Origin of the sequence: Burkholderia sp. BCC0397 (assembly GCF_902832865.1) — a bacterium.
In the GTDB taxonomy this organism is placed as follows: Bacteria; Pseudomonadota; Gammaproteobacteria; order Burkholderiales; family Burkholderiaceae; genus Burkholderia.
Window position 1 is genome coordinate 442684 of sequence record NZ_CADFDL010000003.1, and the last position, 18107, is coordinate 460790.

At 68.4% G+C, this 18107-nt stretch carries 20 protein-coding genes; 16 read left to right on the forward strand and 4 right to left on the reverse strand.

Annotation, left to right across the window (positions count from 1 at the left end; all coding sequences use genetic code 11):
* Positions 1-54: 54 nt before the first annotated feature.
* Together HWX03_RS12190 and HWX03_RS12195 are read right to left on the reverse strand one after the other, a co-directional pair.
* Complete coding sequence (locus HWX03_RS12190; RefSeq protein WP_174429887.1) at positions 55-636, reverse strand: DUF1439 domain-containing protein; 582 nt, start codon at positions 634-636, stop codon at positions 55-57.
* Positions 633-950, reverse strand: a complete 318-nt coding sequence (locus tag HWX03_RS12195) for a YkgJ family cysteine cluster protein (protein WP_175871617.1) — start codon at positions 948-950, stop codon at positions 633-635. The genes HWX03_RS12190 and HWX03_RS12195 overlap by 4 nt, the downstream gene beginning before the upstream one ends.
* 180 nt (positions 951-1130) lie before the next feature.
* Here HWX03_RS12195 and hemN point away from each other — a divergent pair, with 180 nt between their 5' ends.
* The 16 genes from hemN to ureG all read left to right on the forward strand — a co-directional run bounded on the left by hemN (position 1131) and on the right by ureG (position 15742).
* Positions 1131-2522: an oxygen-independent coproporphyrinogen III oxidase gene (hemN, locus tag HWX03_RS12200; protein ID WP_175871388.1), complete on the forward strand. Its 1392-nt coding sequence runs from the start codon at positions 1131-1133 to the stop codon at positions 2520-2522.
* 88 nt (positions 2523-2610) lie between these two features.
* The gene (locus HWX03_RS12205; protein ID WP_175820385.1) at positions 2611-2868 is read left to right on the forward strand and encodes a hypothetical protein; all 258 of its coding nucleotides are present in this window, start codon (positions 2611-2613) and stop codon (positions 2866-2868) included.
* Positions 2869-2972: 104 nt separating this feature from the next.
* A complete protein-coding gene (locus HWX03_RS12210; RefSeq protein ID WP_174386965.1) occupies positions 2973-3629 on the forward strand; it encodes a protein-L-isoaspartate O-methyltransferase in 657 nt (218 codons plus the stop codon).
* Between the two features lie 14 nt (positions 3630-3643).
* Positions 3644-3967 carry a rhodanese-like domain-containing protein gene (locus HWX03_RS12215; RefSeq protein ID WP_006476692.1) on the forward strand — a complete coding sequence of 108 codons (324 nt, stop codon included), beginning with the start codon at positions 3644-3646 and terminating at the stop codon, positions 3965-3967.
* A gap of 356 nt (positions 3968-4323) precedes the next feature.
* Complete coding sequence (urtA, locus tag HWX03_RS12220; RefSeq protein WP_175871389.1) at positions 4324-5631, forward strand: urea ABC transporter substrate-binding protein; 1308 nt, start codon at positions 4324-4326, stop codon at positions 5629-5631.
* Between the two features lie 149 nt (positions 5632-5780).
* Positions 5781-7400: an urea ABC transporter permease subunit UrtB gene (gene urtB / locus HWX03_RS12225; protein WP_175871390.1), complete on the forward strand. Its 1620-nt coding sequence runs from the start codon at positions 5781-5783 to the stop codon at positions 7398-7400.
* 1 nt (position 7401) lies between these two features.
* A complete protein-coding gene (gene urtC, locus HWX03_RS12230) occupies positions 7402-8589 on the forward strand; it encodes an urea ABC transporter permease subunit UrtC (protein ID WP_175871391.1) in 1188 nt (395 codons plus the stop codon).
* Complete coding sequence (gene urtD, locus HWX03_RS12235) at positions 8586-9446, forward strand: urea ABC transporter ATP-binding protein UrtD (protein ID WP_175871392.1); 861 nt, start codon at positions 8586-8588, stop codon at positions 9444-9446. The genes urtC and urtD overlap by 4 nt, the downstream gene beginning before the upstream one ends.
* Positions 9447-9450: 4 nt before the next feature.
* The gene (gene urtE, locus HWX03_RS12240; RefSeq protein WP_175871393.1) at positions 9451-10143 is read left to right on the forward strand and encodes an urea ABC transporter ATP-binding subunit UrtE; all 693 of its coding nucleotides are present in this window, start codon (positions 9451-9453) and stop codon (positions 10141-10143) included.
* Positions 10144-10321: 178 nt separating this feature from the next.
* Positions 10322-11197 carry an urease accessory protein UreD gene (locus tag HWX03_RS12245; RefSeq protein WP_175871394.1) on the forward strand — a complete coding sequence of 292 codons (876 nt, stop codon included), beginning with the start codon at positions 10322-10324 and terminating at the stop codon, positions 11195-11197.
* 235 nt (positions 11198-11432) lie between these two features.
* The gene (gene ureA, locus HWX03_RS12250) at positions 11433-11735 is read left to right on the forward strand and encodes an urease subunit gamma (protein WP_006406310.1); all 303 of its coding nucleotides are present in this window, start codon (positions 11433-11435) and stop codon (positions 11733-11735) included.
* Positions 11736-11743: 8 nt separating this feature from the next.
* Positions 11744-12049 carry an urease subunit beta gene (locus HWX03_RS12255; RefSeq protein ID WP_043181642.1) on the forward strand — a complete coding sequence of 102 codons (306 nt, stop codon included), beginning with the start codon at positions 11744-11746 and terminating at the stop codon, positions 12047-12049.
* Between the two features lie 28 nt (positions 12050-12077).
* Complete coding sequence (ureC, locus tag HWX03_RS12260) at positions 12078-13784, forward strand: urease subunit alpha (RefSeq protein WP_174386955.1); 1707 nt, start codon at positions 12078-12080, stop codon at positions 13782-13784.
* An 18-nt stretch (positions 13785-13802) separates the two neighbouring features.
* Entirely contained in the window at positions 13803-14411 is a 609-nt protein-coding gene (gene ureE, locus HWX03_RS12265) for an urease accessory protein UreE (protein WP_175871395.1), read from the forward strand.
* Complete coding sequence (locus HWX03_RS12270) at positions 14398-15078, forward strand: urease accessory UreF family protein (protein WP_175871396.1); 681 nt, start codon at positions 14398-14400, stop codon at positions 15076-15078. The genes ureE and HWX03_RS12270 overlap by 14 nt, the downstream gene beginning before the upstream one ends.
* Before the next feature lie 16 nt (positions 15079-15094).
* Positions 15095-15742 carry an urease accessory protein UreG gene (ureG, locus tag HWX03_RS12275; protein ID WP_175871397.1) on the forward strand — a complete coding sequence of 216 codons (648 nt, stop codon included), beginning with the start codon at positions 15095-15097 and terminating at the stop codon, positions 15740-15742.
* Between the two features lie 63 nt (positions 15743-15805).
* On the opposite strand, the gene waaA is transcribed toward ureG, so the two are convergent.
* Both waaA and HWX03_RS12285 read right to left on the reverse strand, forming a co-directional pair.
* Entirely contained in the window at positions 15806-17167 is a 1362-nt protein-coding gene (waaA, locus tag HWX03_RS12280; protein ID WP_175871398.1) for a lipid IV(A) 3-deoxy-D-manno-octulosonic acid transferase, read from the reverse strand.
* Between the two features lie 37 nt (positions 17168-17204).
* On the reverse strand, positions 17205-18089 hold the full coding sequence (locus HWX03_RS12285) for a Kdo hydroxylase family protein (RefSeq protein ID WP_175871399.1): 885 nt from the start codon (positions 18087-18089) through the stop codon (positions 17205-17207).
* Positions 18090-18107 lie beyond the last annotated feature (18 nt).

The window sequence follows — 18107 nt, forward strand, 5'->3', positions numbered from 1 at the left end:
AAAGAAAAGGCCACTCTTGCGCGCGCGGCCCACCCGGCCGTGCGCGCCCCGTCGTCACTTTTCGACGATCGCCACGCGTATGCCGTTTGTAAGGATCGTAATTGTACCGGGTTCGTAGTTCACCCCGGCAAATTGCAGTTGTTCCGGCTTGAACGTGTAGATCGGATAGTTGGTCAGCAGCTGCGTCGCGAGCAGGCCGGCCGCCGCGCCAACCTGCTGCGCGTACATCTGCGCGTCGCCGTCGAGCACGAGGCTGTCGACGGCCGGCGCCCTCAGCACGACCGAGCGGCTCGGCGCGTCGTACGCGAGCTGGCCCGACACGGTGAACTTGCCGCTGACGGGCCCGCGCAGGAACGGGCTCGCGAAATTCGCGTCGAGCTGCACGGCGACGCGGTTCTGGTCGGGCAGCAGATTGACGGCCGGGTTCGCGAGCGACACGTCGACGACCTGCGCGACCGTCTTCTGGTAAGGAAACTTGCGCGCGACGGCCTTCTGCACGTCGCCGCGCGAGAACGTGTAGTGATCGGGGATGAACGGGAACGTCGACGCGCACGCGGCAAGCGATACGCACACGCCGACGGCGCCGATAGCGGCAGCGAGAAAACGGCGCCGGCCGGGCGCGCGAGGGACGGTCATGCTGAACTCTCTCCTGGATGCAATGGCCGCGTCGCGGCCTCGAGGCGCGTGAGCCACGCGAGCGCGTCGTCGCGCGACGCGCCGCACATGTCGGCGGACGGCTGCAGCCCGGAACAGCACGCGGGGCGCTCGGGCCGGCCGAAGATCATGCAGCGCAGGTCGTCGCCGAGCTGCACGCAGCGCACGCCGGCCGGCTTGCCGTCGGGCATGCCCGGAATCGGGCTGGAAATCGACGGCGCGATGCAGCACGCGCCGCAGCCCTCGCGGCACGCGTGCGGCGGCGGGACTTCGGCGGGCGCCGGGCGAACAGGTATTTCGACGGACACTCGGCTCTCTCGACGGACAACGAACAACAAAAAACGGTGCGGCAACCGGACGCGGCGTCCGGCAGCCCCTCCCCGCATTGTGCCATCGCCGGCTGCGACGTTATTACACAATGCAGTCCGATCGCGCGTTCATATACTCGAAAGCATCTAAAAAAGCGCGAGACCGTCATGCATTCTGGTTCTGCCGACACGATGTTCCGTCCCGATTTGCTCGCGAAATACGGCGCGAACGGGCCGCGCTATACGTCGTATCCCACCGCGCTGCAATTCCGCGACGATTTCGATCCGGCCGACTACAGCCGCGCGGCCGGCGACCCCGGCGCCTCGTCGAGCGACCTGTCGCTGTACTTCCACATCCCGTTCTGCAACACCGCGTGCTTCTACTGCGGCTGCAACAAGATCGCGACCAACAACCGCCGCCGCGCGCGCCCGTATCTCGACCAGCTCAAGCGCGACATGGCGCTGCAGGCCGCGCTGTTCGATCCGTCCCGCCCCGTCACGCAACTGCACTGGGGCGGCGGCACGCCGACCTTCCTGTCCGACGACGAAACGACCGAGCTGATGGCGGCCACGCGCGAGCATTTCGCGCTCGCGCCGGACACCGACGCCGAGTTCTCGATCGAGATCGATCCGCGCACGGTCACGCCGGCGACGCTCGTCCACCTGCGCACGATCGGCTTCAACCGGCTGAGCCTCGGCGTGCAGGATTTCGACCCGGCCGTGCAGCAGGCGATCAACCGCATCCAGCCGCGCGCGATGACGGCCGACCTGCTCGCCGCCGCACGGGCGACGGGCTTCCATTCGGTGAGCGTCGACCTGATCTACGGGCTGCCGCACCAGACGGTCGCCGTGTTCGCGCGCACGCTCGAAACGATGATCGAGCTCGCGCCCGATCGCCTGTCGGTGTTCGGCTACGCGCACATGCCGCACCTGTTCAAGATGCAGCGGCAGATCGACGATGCGACGCTGCCGCCGCCGGAAACGCGCATCGCGCTGCTCGGCCTCGCGATCGACATGCTGACGTCGGCCGGCTACGTGTATATCGGAATGGACCACTTCGCGCGGCCGTCCGACGAACTCGTGCGCGCGCAGCGCAACGGCACGCTGCAGCGTAATTTCCAGGGCTACAGCACGCGCGCGGATACCGACCTGATCGGCTTCGGCGTGTCGTCGATCGGCAAGGTCGGCGACGTCTACGCGCAGAACGCGAAGGACCTGCCCGCCTACGGCGCCGCGCTCGACGCGGGCCGGCTGCCGATCGTGCGCGGCGTACGGCTCACGCCGGACGACCGGCTGCGCCGCGACGTGATCACGCAACTGATGTGCAACTTCGAACTGCCGTTCTCGCATGTCGAGGCCGCGCACGGCATCCGCTTCGCCGATCATTTCGCGCGCGAGCTCGATGCGCTGCGCCCGTTCGAGCGCGACGGGCTGCTGACGATCGCGCGCGACCGGCTGACGATCCATCCGGCCGGCCGGATGGTCGTGCGCAACATCGCGATGGCGTTCGATGCGTACCTCGGCCAGACGCCGCGGCAGCGCTACTCGCGCACGGTCTAGGACGCGGTTCGCGCCGGCATCGGGCGGGCGCCGGCCCGGCCGGTTTGATAGAGTGTGAGGCTTACATCCGCTTCGCTAGCCCCCCAAGATGCGCACCACCAAAGCGACCTATGCGGTCGAACGCCTGAAGACCCGCTCCGGCAACCCGCAATTCGCGGCCGTCGCGATGACGGGCGGCCTGTTCTATCTCGTCGACCGCTCGGGCGGCACCGCCGAGAAGCGCTGCGAGCCGCTGCCGCTCGACGAATTCGTCAAGTTCGTCGACGGATTCGGCCCCCAAAAGCCGCGCAAGGCGAGCAAGCTCGACCTCGCATTCGAGGCGCAGATCAAGAAGAGCAAGGGGTAAAGGTCTGTTGCAGGCCGCCTGAAGGCTTCGCGGCCGTGCCGTTTGGTACAATCACGAAGTTTCTCTATCCCCGCTGATGGCCGACCAGGCTGCGTGACCACACCATGAATATCGAAAACGCGCGTTTCAACATGATCGAACAGCAGATCCGTCCGTGGGACGTGCTGGATCTGGATGTCCTGGGCCTGCTGTCGATCGTCAAGCGTGAAAACTACGTGCCGGCCGAATACCGCGATCTCGCGTTCGCCGATCTCGAACTGCCGCTGCCCGGCGGCACCAGCAAGATGCTGTTCCCGCGCGTCGAAGCACGCGTGCTGCAGGAACTGACGGTCAAGAAGCACGAGAACGTGCTCCTGATCGGCGCGGGCTCGGGCTACCTGGCCGCGCTGTTCGCGCATCGTGCGCAGCACGTGACGGCAGTCGAGATCGATCCGACGATCGCGAAGTTCGCGGAAGACAACCTGCGCAACGACGGCGTGACCAACGCCGAAGTCGTGCTCGGCGACGGTTCGCGCGGCTGGGCCGCGAAGGCGCCATACGACGTGATCTGCGTCGCGGGCGGCCTGCCGGTCGTGCCGCAGGAAATGCTCGAACAGCTCAAGATCGGCGGCCGCCTGTCGGCGTTCGTCGGCGGCCGTCCGGTGATGAAGGCGCAGATCATCACGCGCATCGACGACAAGCAGTACCGCGTCGCCGACGTGTTCGAAACCTACATCAACCACCTCGTCAACGCGATCGAGCCGTCGCGCTTCAAATTCTGAGCGGCGGAGCCTCCATGCAGATCCTGACGCCCGCGATGCTCGCGGAATGGCTCGGCGACACGGCGCGCCCCGCGCCGGTCGTGCTCGACGTGCGTGAGCCGTGGGAAATCGCGACCGCGCAGATCGCCGGCAGCGTGGCGATTCCGATGCAGCAGATTCCCGCGCGCAGCGAAGAGCTCGACGACGAAGCGGAAATCGTCTGCGTGTGCCATCACGGGATGCGCAGCGCGCAGGTCGCGATGTTCCTCGAATCGCGCGGCTTCACGAAGCTGTACAACCTGCAAGGCGGCATCGACGCGTGGTCGCGCGACGTCGATCCGTCCGTGCCGCGCTACTGATCGATCCTTCCGGCGGCGCATCACGCGCCGCTGCGCCGCCCGGCACCCTGCCGCCGGCCGCACCGATCCGCCGAACGGGCGCGCACTGCGCGCCCGTTGCGCTTTTCCTCCTCCGTTTCCCTGCGTTGCGACGCCGCGGCACCGCCGTGCACCATTTCCGCCCGCGCGTCTGCACCGCAACGGACCGCGCATGCTGCACGGCGCGTCATCCGCACCGTCCCGATGCCCGCTGGTGCCCGCGGATGCCCTGCGCAGGCACGCCCGGCGTGCATCCGCGCGACTGGCACATGCCTTGCGTTACACGATGGCCGGCGCCGCCACGGCGCACGCGCATCCAACACGACAAGGGGATCCCAATGAGACGTCGCAGTCTGTTGAAGTTCGGTTCGATGGCCGGCGCGCTGGCGCTGGCGGGCAAGAGCCCGTTCGCGCACGCGGCCGATGCGGGCACCGGCCCGATCAAGGTCGGCATCCTGCATTCGCTGTCGGGCACGATGGCGATCTCGGAGACGTCGCTGAAGGACACCGCGCTGATGACGATCGCCGACATCAACAAGAACGGCGGCGTGCTGGGCCGCAAGCTCGAACCGGTGGTGGTCGATCCTGCATCGAACTGGCCGCTGTTCGCCGAGAAGGCGCGCCAGCTGCTCACGCAGGACAAGGTCGCGTGCGTGTTCGGCTGCTGGACGTCGGTGTCGCGCAAGTCCGTGCTGCCGGTGTTCGAGGAACTGAACGGACTGCTCTACTACCCGGTGCAGTATGAAGGCGAGGAAATGTCCCGCAACGTGTTCTACACGGGCGCCGCGCCCAACCAGCAGGCCATTCCGGCCGTCGAGTACCTGATGAGCGCGGAAGGCGGCGGCGCGAAGCGCTTCTTCCTGCTCGGCACCGACTACGTGTATCCGCGCACGACCAACAAGATCCTGCGCGCGTTCCTGAAATCGAAGGGCGTGAAGGATGCCGACATTCAGGAGGTCTACACGCCGTTCGGCCACAGCGATTACCAGACCATCGTCGCGAACATCAAGACCTTCTCGCAGGGCGGCAAGACGACCGTGATCTCGACGATCAACGGCGACTCGAACGTGCCGTTCTACAAGGAGCTGGGCAACCAGGGGATCAAGGCGACCGACGTGCCGGTGGTCGCGTTCTCGGTCGGCGAGGAAGAGCTGCGCGGGATCGATACGAAGCCGCTCGTCGGCCACCTCGCCGCGTGGAACTACTTCATGTCGGTGAAGAACCCGACCAACACGAAGTTCAAGGACCAGTTCGCCGCGTGGGTGAAGGCGAACAACCTGCCGGGCGGCGCGAAGCGCGTGACCAACGATCCGATGGAAGCCACCTACGTCGGCATCCATATGTGGAAGCAGGCCGTCGAGAAAGCCAAGAGCACCGACGTCGACAAGGTGCGCGTCGCGATGATCGGCCAGACGGTGGCCGCGCCGTCGGGCTTCACGCTCGCGATGGACGGCAACCATCACCTGCACAAGCCGGTGATGATCGGCGAGATCCGCGGCGACGGGCAGTTCAACGTCGTGTGGAAGACGAAGACGGCCGTGCGCGCGCAGCCGTGGAGCCCGTTCATCGCGGGCAACCAGAGCAAGCCGGACGTCGTCAGCTCGATTCCGGCGTTCCTGCGCCGGCAGCGCGCGGCGCTGGCCTGATGCCGTGCGGCGCGTCGCGCTTCGTGCGTGACGTGCCGCTCGCACGCCAATGCCAATGCCGATACGTCGGCTGCGCTTGCCGTGACGAGCCGCCCGCGCCGGCGCAGCACCGCATCACTCCGCTTCCCCTCGCCCGACAGGACTTCCCGATGCCTACACGCTTTCGCCGAGCCGCCCGCGCGATCGCGGCATGCGCCGCCCTCGCGGGCATGCTGCCGCACGCCGCGTTCGCGCTGACGGCGGCCGACACCGCCGCGCTCGCCGGCGACGACTTCGACGCGAAGACGACCGCGATCGAACGGCTCGCCGCCGACACCGATCCGCGCGCCGTTGCGGTGCTCAACGCGCTGTCGAGCGGCGATGCGCTCGCGACCGGCGACGGCCGCCTGCTGATCCAGGCCGGCGACACCGCGCACGACGCGCTCACGCAGGCCGCGACGCCGGCCGGCGACGCGCAGCCGGTGATGCTGAACAACCTGCTGCGCTCGAAGATCGCCGGCGCGCTGTCGGGCCTCGCGCTCGCGTCGCCCGACGTGGCCGCGCGACGCGACGCGATCGACGCGCTGCTGAAGTCGCCCGACCCGGCGCTCAAGCCGATGATCGACCGCGCCCGTGCAAAGGAAACCGATCCGGCATTGAAACGTCGCCTCGATGCACTGTGGGCGATCGCCGCGCTGCACGATGCCGATCCGGCGAAGCGCCTCGAAGCCGCGCAGGTGGTGGCCGCGCGCAGCGATCTCGACATGATCGAACAACTGCGCCCGCTCGTCGCGAAGAACGCCGACGGCAGCTTCGCCGAACCCGACGCGCGCGTCCGCGCCGCCGCGCAACAGGGGCTGGATGCATTGCATACGCTGCAGCGTCGCGGCGAAATCGTCGGCACCCTGTTCGCCGGCCTGTCGCTCGGCAGCGTGCTGCTGCTCGCCGCGCTCGGCCTCGCGATCACGTACGGGCTGATCGGCGTGATCAACATGGCGCACGGCGAATTCCTGATGATCGGTGCGTACGCCACCTATGTCGTGCAGACGCTGATCCAGCGCTACGCACCCGGCGCATTCGACTGGTATCCGCTCGTCGCCGTGCCCGTGTCGTTCGCGGTGGCCGCGCTCGTCGGCATCGTGCTCGAACGGCTCGTGCTGCGGCACCTGTACGGCCGCCCGCTCGAAACGCTGCTCGCGACCTTCGGCGTGAGCCTGATCCTGATCCAGGGGACCCGCATGCTGTTCGGCGCGCAGAACGTGCAGGTCGTGAACCCGTCGTGGATGAGCGGCGGCGTGACGGTGATGCAGAACCTGATCCTGCCGTACAACCGGCTCGCGATCCTCGCGTTCGCGCTCGCGGTGGTGTTCGTGGCGTGGGCCGTGCTGACGAAGACGCGGCTCGGCCTGTTCGTGCGCGCGGTCACGCAGAACCGCCGGATGGCCGCATGCGTCGGCGTGAAGACCGCACGCGTCGACGCGTATGCATTCGCATTCGGCGCGGGCATCGCGGGCCTCGGCGGCTGCGCGCTGTCGCAGATCGGCAACGTGGGCCCCGATCTCGGGCAGAACTACATCATCGATTCGTTCATGGCCGTCGTGCTCGGCGGCGTCGGCCAGATTGCCGGCACCGTGCTCGGCGGCTTCGGGCTCGGCCTCGCGAGCAAGGCGATCGAACCGTTCTGGGGCGCCGTGCTCGCGAAGATCGCGGTGCTCGTGATGATCGTGCTGTTCATCCAGAAACGCCCGCAGGGCATGTTCGCGCCGAAGGGCCGCAGCGCGGAGGCTTGACGTGACTTCATTCACCGATTCGATGCCGAACCCGGTCGCCGACACGTCGAAGGCCGCTGCCGCTGCACGCGCGGCGGACGGCTTCGCGCTCGGCCTGCCGCCCCGCCCTGCGCTGCTGTCGCGCCGCGCGTGGCTCGCGCTCGTCGCGCTGTGCGTGGCGATCGGCATCGGCGTGCCGCTCGCCGCGCTCGTCGCGCCGGAAGCCAGCGCGTTCCATCTGTCCGCGTACACGATGACGCTCGCCGGCAAGCTGATGTGCTACGCGATCGCCGCGCTCGCGCTCGATCTCGTGTGGGGCTACTGCGGCATCCTGAGCCTCGGCCACGGATTGTTCTTCGCGCTCGGCGGCTATGCGATCGGCATGTACCTGATGCGCGAGATCGGCCACGACGGCAAGTACGGCAGCGACCTGCCCGACTTCATGGTGTTTCTCGACTGGCACCAGTTGCCGTGGTACTGGAGCGGCACGCAGCATCTCGCGTGGGCGCTCGCGCTGGTCGTGCTCGTGCCGGCCGTGCTCGCGTGGGTGTTCGGCTTCTTCACGTTCCGCTCGCGCGTGAAAGGCGTGTACCTGTCGATCATCACGCAGGCCATGACGTTCGCCGCGATGCTGCTGTTCTATCGCAACGAGACGGGCTTCGGCGGCAACAACGGCTTCACCGATTTCAAGCGCATCGCCGGCTTCGCGATCACGTCGCCGGGCACGCGCACGGTGCTGTTGCTGCTGACGTTCGCGACGCTCGTGCTCGCGTTCATCGCCGCGCGCGCGATCGTCACGAGCAAGCTCGGCCGCGTGGTGACCGCGGTGCGCGACGGCGAGACGCGGCTGATGTTCCTCGGCTACAGCCCGCTCGCGTACAAGCTGTTCGTGTGGACCGTGTCGGCCGTGCTGTGCGGCATCGCCGGCGCGTTGTACGTGCCGCAGGTCGGCATCATCAATCCCGGCGAGATGTCGCCCGGCAACTCGATCGAAATGGCGATCTGGGTCGCGGTCGGCGGGCGCGGCACGCTGATCGGGCCGATCGTCGGCGCGTTCGCGGTGAACGGCGCGAAGAGTTTCTTCACCGCGTACTTCGCCGAATACTGGCTGTTCTTCCTCGGCCTGATCTTCGTGCTCGTGCCGCTGCTGCTGCCGCGCGGGATCATGGGCCTCGTCGAAACCGTGCTCGCGAAGGGGAAACGCGCATGAACGGAACGGCTCTCTATCAGTTCACGCCGCCGCCGCCCGAAGACGAACTGCTGGCGGTCAGCGGCAGCGCGTCGATGGGGCGCGTCGTGCCGCCCGGCATCGACACGTCGCACGGCACGATCCTCTATCTCGAGGATATCGAGGTGAGCTTCGACGGCTTTCGCGCGCTGAAGAAGCTGTCGCTCGCGATCGACGCGGGCGAGTTGCGCTGCGTGATCGGCCCGAACGGCGCGGGCAAGACGACGATGATGGACGTCATCACCGGCAAGACGCGGCCCGATGCGGGCAAGGTGTTTCTCGGCCAGACGATCGACCTCGCGCGGATGAACGAGCCCGAGATCGCGCGTGCGGGCATCGGCCGCAAGTTCCAGAAGCCGACCGTGTTCGAACAGCATCCGGTGTGGGAAAACCTCGAACTCGCGATGCAGACCGACAAGGGCTGGCTCGCGTCGCTGCGCGCGCGGCTCGACCGCACCGCGCAGGCGAAGATCGAGGAGACGCTCGCGCTGATCGGCCTCGAAAGCCACGCGTATCGCGCGGCCGGCGAACTGTCGCACGGACAGAAGCAGCGGCTCGAGATCGGCATGCTGCTGATGCAGCGCCCCGCGCTACTGCTGCTCGACGAGCCGGCGGCCGGGATGACCGACCACGAGACGATGGAACTCGCCGAGCTGCTGAACACGCTGCGCGGCACCTGCTCGATGATGGTCGTCGAGCACGACATGGAATTCGTCGCGGCGCTCGCGGGCGACACGGGGCGCGTGACGGTGATGGCCGAAGGCGCGGTGCTCGCGCACGGCACGCTCGACCAGGTCAAGCGCGACGACGCGGTGATCGAGTCTTACCTCGGACGATGATGCGATGCTGAAAATCGAAGCGCTGAACCAGTACTACGGCGGCAGCCATATCCTGCGCAACGTGAACCTCGCCGCCGACGACGGCAAGCTCACCGTGCTGCTCGGCCGCAACGGCGTCGGCAAGAGCACGCTGCTGCGCTGCCTGATGGGCGTCGTCGCCGTGAAGAGCGGCAGCGTGTCGTGGCGCGGCACCGCGCTCGGCGCACTGCCGCCGTATGCGCGCGTCGCGGCCGGGCTCGCGTACGTGCCGCAGGGCCGCGACATCTTTCCGCGGCTCACCGTCGAGGAGAACCTGCTCGTCGGCGCGGCGAGCCGCAAGGCACCCTCGAAAGTGCCCGATCGCATCTACGACCTGTTCCCGGTGCTGAAGGACATGCGCGCACGGCGCGGCGGCGACCTGTCGGGCGGCCAGCAGCAACAGCTCGCGATCGGCCGCGCGCTGATGAGCGAGCCGCAGTTGCTGATCCTCGACGAGCCGACCGAAGGCATCCAGCCGTCGATCATCCAGGACATCGGGCGCACGCTGCGCCAGCTCGTCGACGAATCGAAGATGACCGTGCTGCTCGTCGAACAGTATTACGATTTCGCGCAATCGATCGCCGATCGCTACTGGGTGATGAGCCGCGGCGAGATCGTCGCGGGGGGCGATGCGCGCGACATGGGGACGAACGGCGTGCGCGAGTTGATCGCGGTGTGACGGGCGGCACGGCGGTAGGCACGGCGGTAGGCATGGCGGGTGACACGGGAGGTGACACGGGCGGCCGGCTCGCGAAACGCCCACACGCGGCGCTTCCAACGCACGCGGCATCTGCATTATTGTTCCGGTAGCATCCACGTTCTTCACGCCCGTTTCTTTCGTTTCCCGTTCGCCGCCGATGTCCGCCCCCGATTCGCACGCCTCGCTGTCCCGCCCTGCCGTCGCCAAGTCGTGGCGCGGCCGCCTCGAACTCGGCTTCGAGCGGCACGGTGCGCGCACGACGCTCGCGCACCGGCTGCACGACGGCCCGTTGCGCGTGCAGCGGCCGCTGTACCCGGAAGGCGATGCGATCTGCCACGCGGTGATCGTTCACCCGCCGGGCGGCGTCGCGGGCGGCGACCGGCTCGACATCGACATCGCGCTCGGCGACGGCACGCACGCGGTGCTGACGACACCCGGCGCGACCAAGTGGTACAAGTCGAACGGCCTCGAAGCGACGCAGCGCATCGGCATCACGGTCGGCGCGCACGCAAAGCTCGACTGGCTGCCGCAGAACAACCTGTTCTTCGACGCGGCGCACGCGTCGCTCGACTTCACGGTGACGCTCGGCGCGGGCGCGAGCGCGATCGGCTGGGACGCGACGCAACTCGGCCGGCAGGCGGCGGGCGAAACCTGGTCGAAGGGACGCATCGCGTCGACGTCGGCGCTCGTCGATGCCGACGGCCGGCCGCTGTGGACCGAGCGCGCGCTGCTCGACGCGCGCGACCCGCTGCGCGGCGCGCTGCAGGGCCTCGCCGGCTTTCCCGCCTACGGCACGCTGTGGGCGGCCGGCGCCGCGTGCGACGCCGCGCTCGCCGAATCGCTTGCCGCGCGCATGCCGTTCGACGACACGCTGCGTGCGGGCGCCACCTGCGTGACGCCCGGCGTCGTGCTGGTGCGCGCGCTCGCGACGTCGATGGAAGCGCTGCAGCGCCACTTCACTGAATGCTGGCTGCACCTGCGGCCGATCGTGCACGGCGTCGACGCGCGACCGCTGCGCCTCTGGCAAACCTGAACGCGCAGGCATCACGCACCGTTTCGGCGCAGCATCGCGACACACAGTGCACGCTCTGCAGGCATCACGCACCACGAACGCGCATCGCACCACCGCGATGCACATGGCACGCACCTTGCTCCTTACATAGTCGATACACGACGCACGCAAAGTAGCGCGGTGCTACGATGGTCCGCGCGCCTGCCCAGTCGCGTGCGCACCGATAAAAATTACGTTTTCCTGAACGTCTGCCTTCATGAAACTGACTCCCCGCGAAAAGGACAAGCTGCTGATCTTCACGGCGGCGCTGCTCGCCGAACGCCGCCGCGCGCGCGGCCTGAAGCTCAACTATCCGGAGGCGGTCGCCTTCATCACCGCGGCGCTGATGGAAGCCGCGCGCGACGGCAAGACGGTGGCCGAGGTGATGCACTACGGCACGACGCTGCTCACGCGCGACGACGTGATGGACGGCGTGCCGGAAATGATTCCCGACATCCAGGTCGAAGCGACCTTCCCCGACGGCACGAAGCTCGTGACCGTCCACCACCCGATTCCGTGAGGCCCCGCATGATCCCCGGCGAAATCCTCACCGACGACGGCGAACACGAACTGAACGCGGGCCGCGCGACGCTGACGCTCGTCGTCGCGAACACCGGCGATCGCCCGGTGCAGGTCGGCTCGCACTACCACTTCTTCGAAGTCAACGACGCGCTGTCGTTCGACCGCGCGGCCGCGCGCGGCTTCCGGCTCAACATCGCGGCCGGCACGGCCGTGCGCTTCGAGCCGGGCCAGACGCGCACCGTCGAGCTCGTCGCGCTCGCGGGCGAGCGCGCCGTCTACGGTTTTCAGGGCAAGGTGATGGGGCCGCTGTAAGCCGCGCCCCGCTCTTCAGGAACAGCACATGACACTACGCTTGAGCCGCCGCGCGTACGCGGAAATGTTCGGGCCGACGACGGGCGACCGCGTCCGGCTCGCCGATACCGAACTGCTGATCGAGATCGAACGCGATTTCACGACCTACGGCGAAGAAGTGAAATTCGGCGGCGGGAAGGTGATCCGCGACGGGATGGGCCAGTCGCAGCGCGTGGCCGCCGACGTGCCCGATACCGTCATCACGAACGCGGTGATCCTCGATCACTGGGGCATCGTGAAGGCCGATATCGCGATCAAGCACGGCCGCATCGCGGCGATCGGCAAGGCCGGCAACCCCGACATTCAACCGGGCGTGACGATCGCGATCGGCGCCGCCACCGAAGTGATCGCCGGCGAAGGGCTGATCGTGACGGCGGGCGGCATCGACACGCACATCCACTTCATCAGCCCGCAGCAGATCGACGAGGCGCTCGCGTCGGGCGTCACGACGATGCTCGGCGGCGGCACGGGGCCGGCCACCGGCACCAACGCGACGACCTGCACGCCGGGCCCGTGGCACATGGAGCGGATGCTGCAGGCCGCCGATGGCTGGCCGATCAACCTCGGCTTCCTCGGCAAGGGCAACGCGAGCCTGCCCGAGCCGCTCGTCGAGCAGATCGCGGCCGGCGCGATCGGCCTGAAGCTGCACGAGGACTGGGGCACGACGCCCGCCGCGATCGACAACTGCCTGTCGGTTGCCGACGACACCGACACGCAGGTCGCGATCCACACCGACACGCTGAACGAGGCCGGCTTCGTCGAATCGACGGTCGCCGCGTTCAAGGGCCGCACGATCCACACGTACCACACCGAAGGCGCCGGCGGCGGCCATGCGCCCGACATCCTGAAGGTGTGCGGCGAGGCGAACGTGCTGCCGTCGTCGACCAATCCGACGCGCCCGTACACGATCAACACGCTCGACGAGCATCTCGACATGCTGATGGTGTGCCATCACCTCGATCCATCGATCGCCGAGGATCTCGCGTTCGCCGAATCGCGCATTCGCCGCGAGACGATCGCGGCCGAGGACATCCTGCACGATCTCGGCGCGCTGTCGATGCTGTCGTCCGATTCGCAGGCGATGGGCCGCGTCGGCGAAGTGATCATCCGCACGTGGCAGACCGCGCACAAGATGAAGGTGCAACGCGGCGCGCTGCCGGAAGACGGCGCGCGCAACGACAACTTCCGCGCGAAGCGCTACGTCGCGAAGTACACGATCAACCCGGCGCTCACGCACGGCATCGCGCACGAAGTCGGCTCGATCGAGCCGGGCAAGTGGGCCGACCTCGTGCTGTGGGAGCCGGCGTTCTTCGGGATCAAGCCGTCGATGATCCTGAAGGGCGGGATGATCGCCGTCGCACAGATGGGCGACCCGAACGCGTCGATCCCGACGCCGCAGCCGGTTCACTATCGCGAGATGTTCGCGACGCGCGGCGGTGCGCTCGCCCGCACGTCGCTGACCTTCGTGTCGCAGATGGCGGCCGATGCGGGCATCGCGGAGCGCTACGGCCTCGCGAAGCGAATCGTGCCGGTACGCAACTGCCGCAACGTGACCAAGGCCGACATGATTCACAACGCATGGCGCCCATCGATCAGCGTCGATCCGGAAACCTACGACGTGATCGCCGACGGCCAGTTGCTCACCTGCGAGCCGGCAACGGTGCTGCCGATGGCGCAGCGCTATTTCCTGTTCTGATTCGGAATCCTTTGTTTCATGCGCACCCTCGACAAACGCATTGCCCCGAACGTGAAACTCGCCGCGTCGCTCGTCGCGCGCGCGCCGACGCTCACGCTCGCCTATGACGCCCGCTGCAAGAGCCGCCTCGCGGCGACGCTCGACACCGGCGAGGACGTCGCGGTCCTGCTGCCGCGCGGCACCGTGCTGCGCGACGGCGACGTGCTCGTCGCCGACGATGGCGCGCTCGTGCGCATCGCAGCTGCCCCCGAAACCGTGCTGCTCGTGCGCGCGGCCGATCCGCTCACGCTGATGCGCGCCGCGTACCATCTCGGCAACCGTCACACGCCGGTCGAGATCGGCGACGGCTACCTGAAGCTCGAAGCCGATCCGGTGCTCGCGGACATGCTGCGCAGGCTCGGCACGCAAGTCGAAGAAACGAGCGCGCCGTTCCAGCCGGAAGCCGGCGCGTACGGCGGCGGCCACAAGCACGGGCACGACGCGACGTTCGCCGAGGATTACGCGCTCGCGCAGCAGGTGTTCGGCGAACACCACGGCCACTCGCATTCGCACGATCACGATCACGATCACGATCATCAGCATGGTCCCGGCTGCACGCACGGCCACCACGGTCATGACCACCACTGAACTCGTCGCGCTGCTGCACCTCGCGTCGCCCGCTTTGCCGATCGGCGCATACAGCTATTCGCAGGGCCTCGAAGCCGCACTCGACGCGAACCTGATCCGCGATGCCGATTCCGCACGCGACTGGATCGCCAGCGGCCTGACCGACGTGCTCGCGCACGGCGAGTTGCCGTTCCTCGCGCACCAGCTCGCCCGCTGGCAGACCCACGACACGCACGCGCTCGCCGCCGAAAATGCCTGGTTCGTGGCGAGCCGGGAATCGGCCGAACTGCGCCGCGAAACCGAACAGATGGGCTGGTCGCTCGCGCAGTTGTGCGCATCGCTCGAATGGGGCGACGCCGCACGCCGCGCGACGCTCGCGTCGCTGTCGCCGGTCGCGCTGCCGACCGCGTTCGCGTACGCGGCCGCCGCTCACGACGCCAGCGCCGACGCGACGCTCGCCGCGTACGCGTTCGGCTGGGTCGAGAACCAGACGTCCGCCGCGCTGAAGGCCGTGCCGCTCGGCCAGCTCGCCGGGCAACGCATCCTCGTCGCGCTGCGCGGCGCGATCGACGCCGCCGTGCGCCGCGCGCTCGCGACGCCGCCCGACTCCGTCAACACGTTCGCGCCGCAGCTCGGCATCCTGTCCGCGCGGCACGAAACCCAGTATTCGCGGTTGTTCCGCTCCTGAACCTCATCGCCCGACCATGAACGCACCTGCCTCCTCCTCCGCCCGCCGCACGAAGAAACTGCCGCCGCTGCGCGTCGGCATCGGCGGCCCCGTCGGCTCCGGCAAGACCACGCTGCTCGAAATGCTGTGCAAGGCGATGCGCGAGCGCTACGACCTCGTCGCGATCACGAACGACATCTATACGAAGGAAGACCAGCGGCTGCTGACGGTCGCGGGCGCGCTGCCCGAGGAACGCATCATGGGCGTCGAGACGGGCGGCTGCCCGCACACGGCGATCCGGGAAGATGCGTCGATCAACCTCGAAGCCGTCGACCGGATGCTCGCGCGCTTTCCCGATGCCGACATCGTGTTCATCGAGTCGGGCGGCGACAATCTCGCGGCGACCTTCAGCCCCGAGCTGTCGGACCTGACGATCTACGTGATCGACGTCGCCGGCGGCGAGAAGATTCCGCGCAAGGGCGGCCCCGGCATCACGAAGTCCGACCTGCTCGTGATCAACAAGACCGACCTCGCGCCGCTGGTCGGCGCGAACCTCGACGTGATGGCGTCCGACACGCAGAAGATGCGCGGCGAACGGCCTTACGTGATGACGAACCTGAAGGCGCTCGACGGCGTCGCGGACGTGATCGCGTTCATCGAGAAGAAGGGCTTGTTGACGGTGTGAGCGGCGTAGCGGCGGCTCAGGTCGCCGCCATGCGTGCGCGGGCGGCCTTGCGCCGCCCTTCGTCTATTCGTCTTCGGAAGCAGCGTCCTGCCCGCCCGGTAACGCACGCGCGCCGGCTTCGCCGGGCGGCAGCAGCGCGGCGAGCACGTCGACCGTGCGCGCGGTCGCGCCGCGGTGACGCGACGCGAAGGCCGCGCCGGCCGCGCCCATCGCGATGCGCCGCGCCTTGTCGGCGAACAACGCGTCGAGCACGTGCGCGAGATCGAGCGGATCCGCAACCTGCATCGCAGCACCGGCCGCGACCGCGTCGGCCGTCGCCTGCGTGAAGTTGAACACGTGCGGCCCGATCAGCACCGGCACGCCGACCGCGCATGCTTCGATCAGGTTCTGCCCGCCGAGCGGCAGCAGGCTGCCGCCGATGAACGCGATGTCGGCCGCCGCGTAGTACGCGCCGAGCTCGCCCATCGAATCGCCGAGCAGCACCGTCACGTCGTCCGGCAGCGGTTCGGCGGCCGGCCGGCCCGCCGCGAGCGCGGCCGCATCGGCGGCCCAGACGGAGCGCCGCACGCACTTGAGCCCGCTGCGCGCGACGAGCGCCTCGACTTCGGCGAAGCGCTGCGGATGACGCGGCACGAGCACCAGCAGCGCGCCGGGCGTGCGCATTTCCGCGAACGCCTGCAGCACCAGCGCTTCTTCGTTCTCGCGCGTGCTGGCGGCGACCCACACCGGCCGCGCGCCGATCGCATCGCGCCACGCATGGCCGCGTGCCGCGAGTTCCGGCGGCGTCGTCATGTCGAACTTCAGGTTGCCGAGCACGGTCACGTTGCGCGCGCCGAGCGACGTCAGCCGCTCCGCGTCGGCCGGGCTCTGCGCGAGCACGCGCGAGAAGCCGCCGAACACGTCACGCGTCGCCGCGCCGAACTTCGCCGCGCGCCGGAACGAACGCGCGGACATCCGCGCATTGGTCAGCACGAGCGGCACGTCCGCGCGGCGGCACTCGTCGATCAGCGTCGGCCACACCTCGGTTTCCATCACGAGGCCGAGCGTCGGCCGCCATGCGCGCAGGAAGCGCCGCACCGCGCCCGGCATGTCGTACGGCAGGTAGCAGCACAGCACGCGATCGCCGAAGATCTGTTCGCCCGTCGCGCGGCCGCTCGGCGTCATGTGGGTAAGCAGGATGCGCGCATCGGGGCGCGCGTGCATCAGCGCATCGATCAACGGCTGCGCGGCGCGCGTCTCGCCGACCGACACCGCATGCACCCAGATCAGCGGCGCACGGTCGTCGCGCGAGCGTCCCGCGACGTGGCCGAAGCGCTCGCCGATATGCTCGCGATAGCCGCGCTCCTTGCGTGAACGCACGTAGAGCCGGATGACCGCGGCCGGCGCGACGAGCCACCACAGCGCGCGATAGATCGCCCTCAGCATGCGGCCGCCTGCGGGTTGTGTCGAAGCAGGGGCGCGCTCAAACCAGCGCCCTGCCCGTCAGGCGTTCGAGAATGCCGAGCGGCGCGCATTCGCGGCGCACCATCGCGTCGACCGGCAGGAAGAAGGTCTGCTCGAGCATGAACTGGCCGGACATCACAGCGTGCGAAGTCTGATCGGAGAAACATATCCACACGCTGCCCGGCGGAAACGGCATCGTTTGCTGTGGACAAATCTTCTGGTAGTCGAGATCGGCCTTCATCCCGTCGTGCAGGTTCAGCATCAGGTGGTCGTACGCGCTGCGCGGCGATTTCGTCACATGCAGCAGATTCAGCAGCCACGCCGAGCCCGGGAACTGCGGCCGGATCTTCGGCAGGAAGCGCTTCGCGACGTCCTCGAACGGCTCGCCGACACGCCACACGCGCGGCACGCCGGCCGGATTCACGTTCGTGAACACGCGCAGGATGCGCTCGCCGTAGTTCGGCCGCGACGGGAACGCGTCGACGTGCAGCCGGCTGTCGTCCTTGCGCCACGACGTCTGGCGCGTCTCGACCTGCATCAGCCGCAGGCTCGTCGGCGCGACCCGCAGCTTGCCGCGGTATTCGGGAAAGAGGCCGTCGACGAGCGTGCCGGCCTGCTGCTGGAAGCGCGCGACGAGCGCGCGCACGGCCGACTGCGTGACGCTGTCGCCGAGCACGCCGGCGAGCGCGCCACCATTCGGCGCGAGGCTGATGTTCTTGCGTTTCGGATCGGCGAGCGCCGGATCGAGCAGCGCTTCCTCGCCGCCTTCGATCGCGAAGCGCAGGTGCGGGAAATACAGCACCTTGCCTTCCTCGACCGCGGCCAGCAACTGCTCGCGCGGCGCCGACAGGTTGTGTCCGCTCCAGTCGGCGGACGGGACTTCGATGATCTGGGATTCGCTCATGATCGGTTCGCGTGTGGA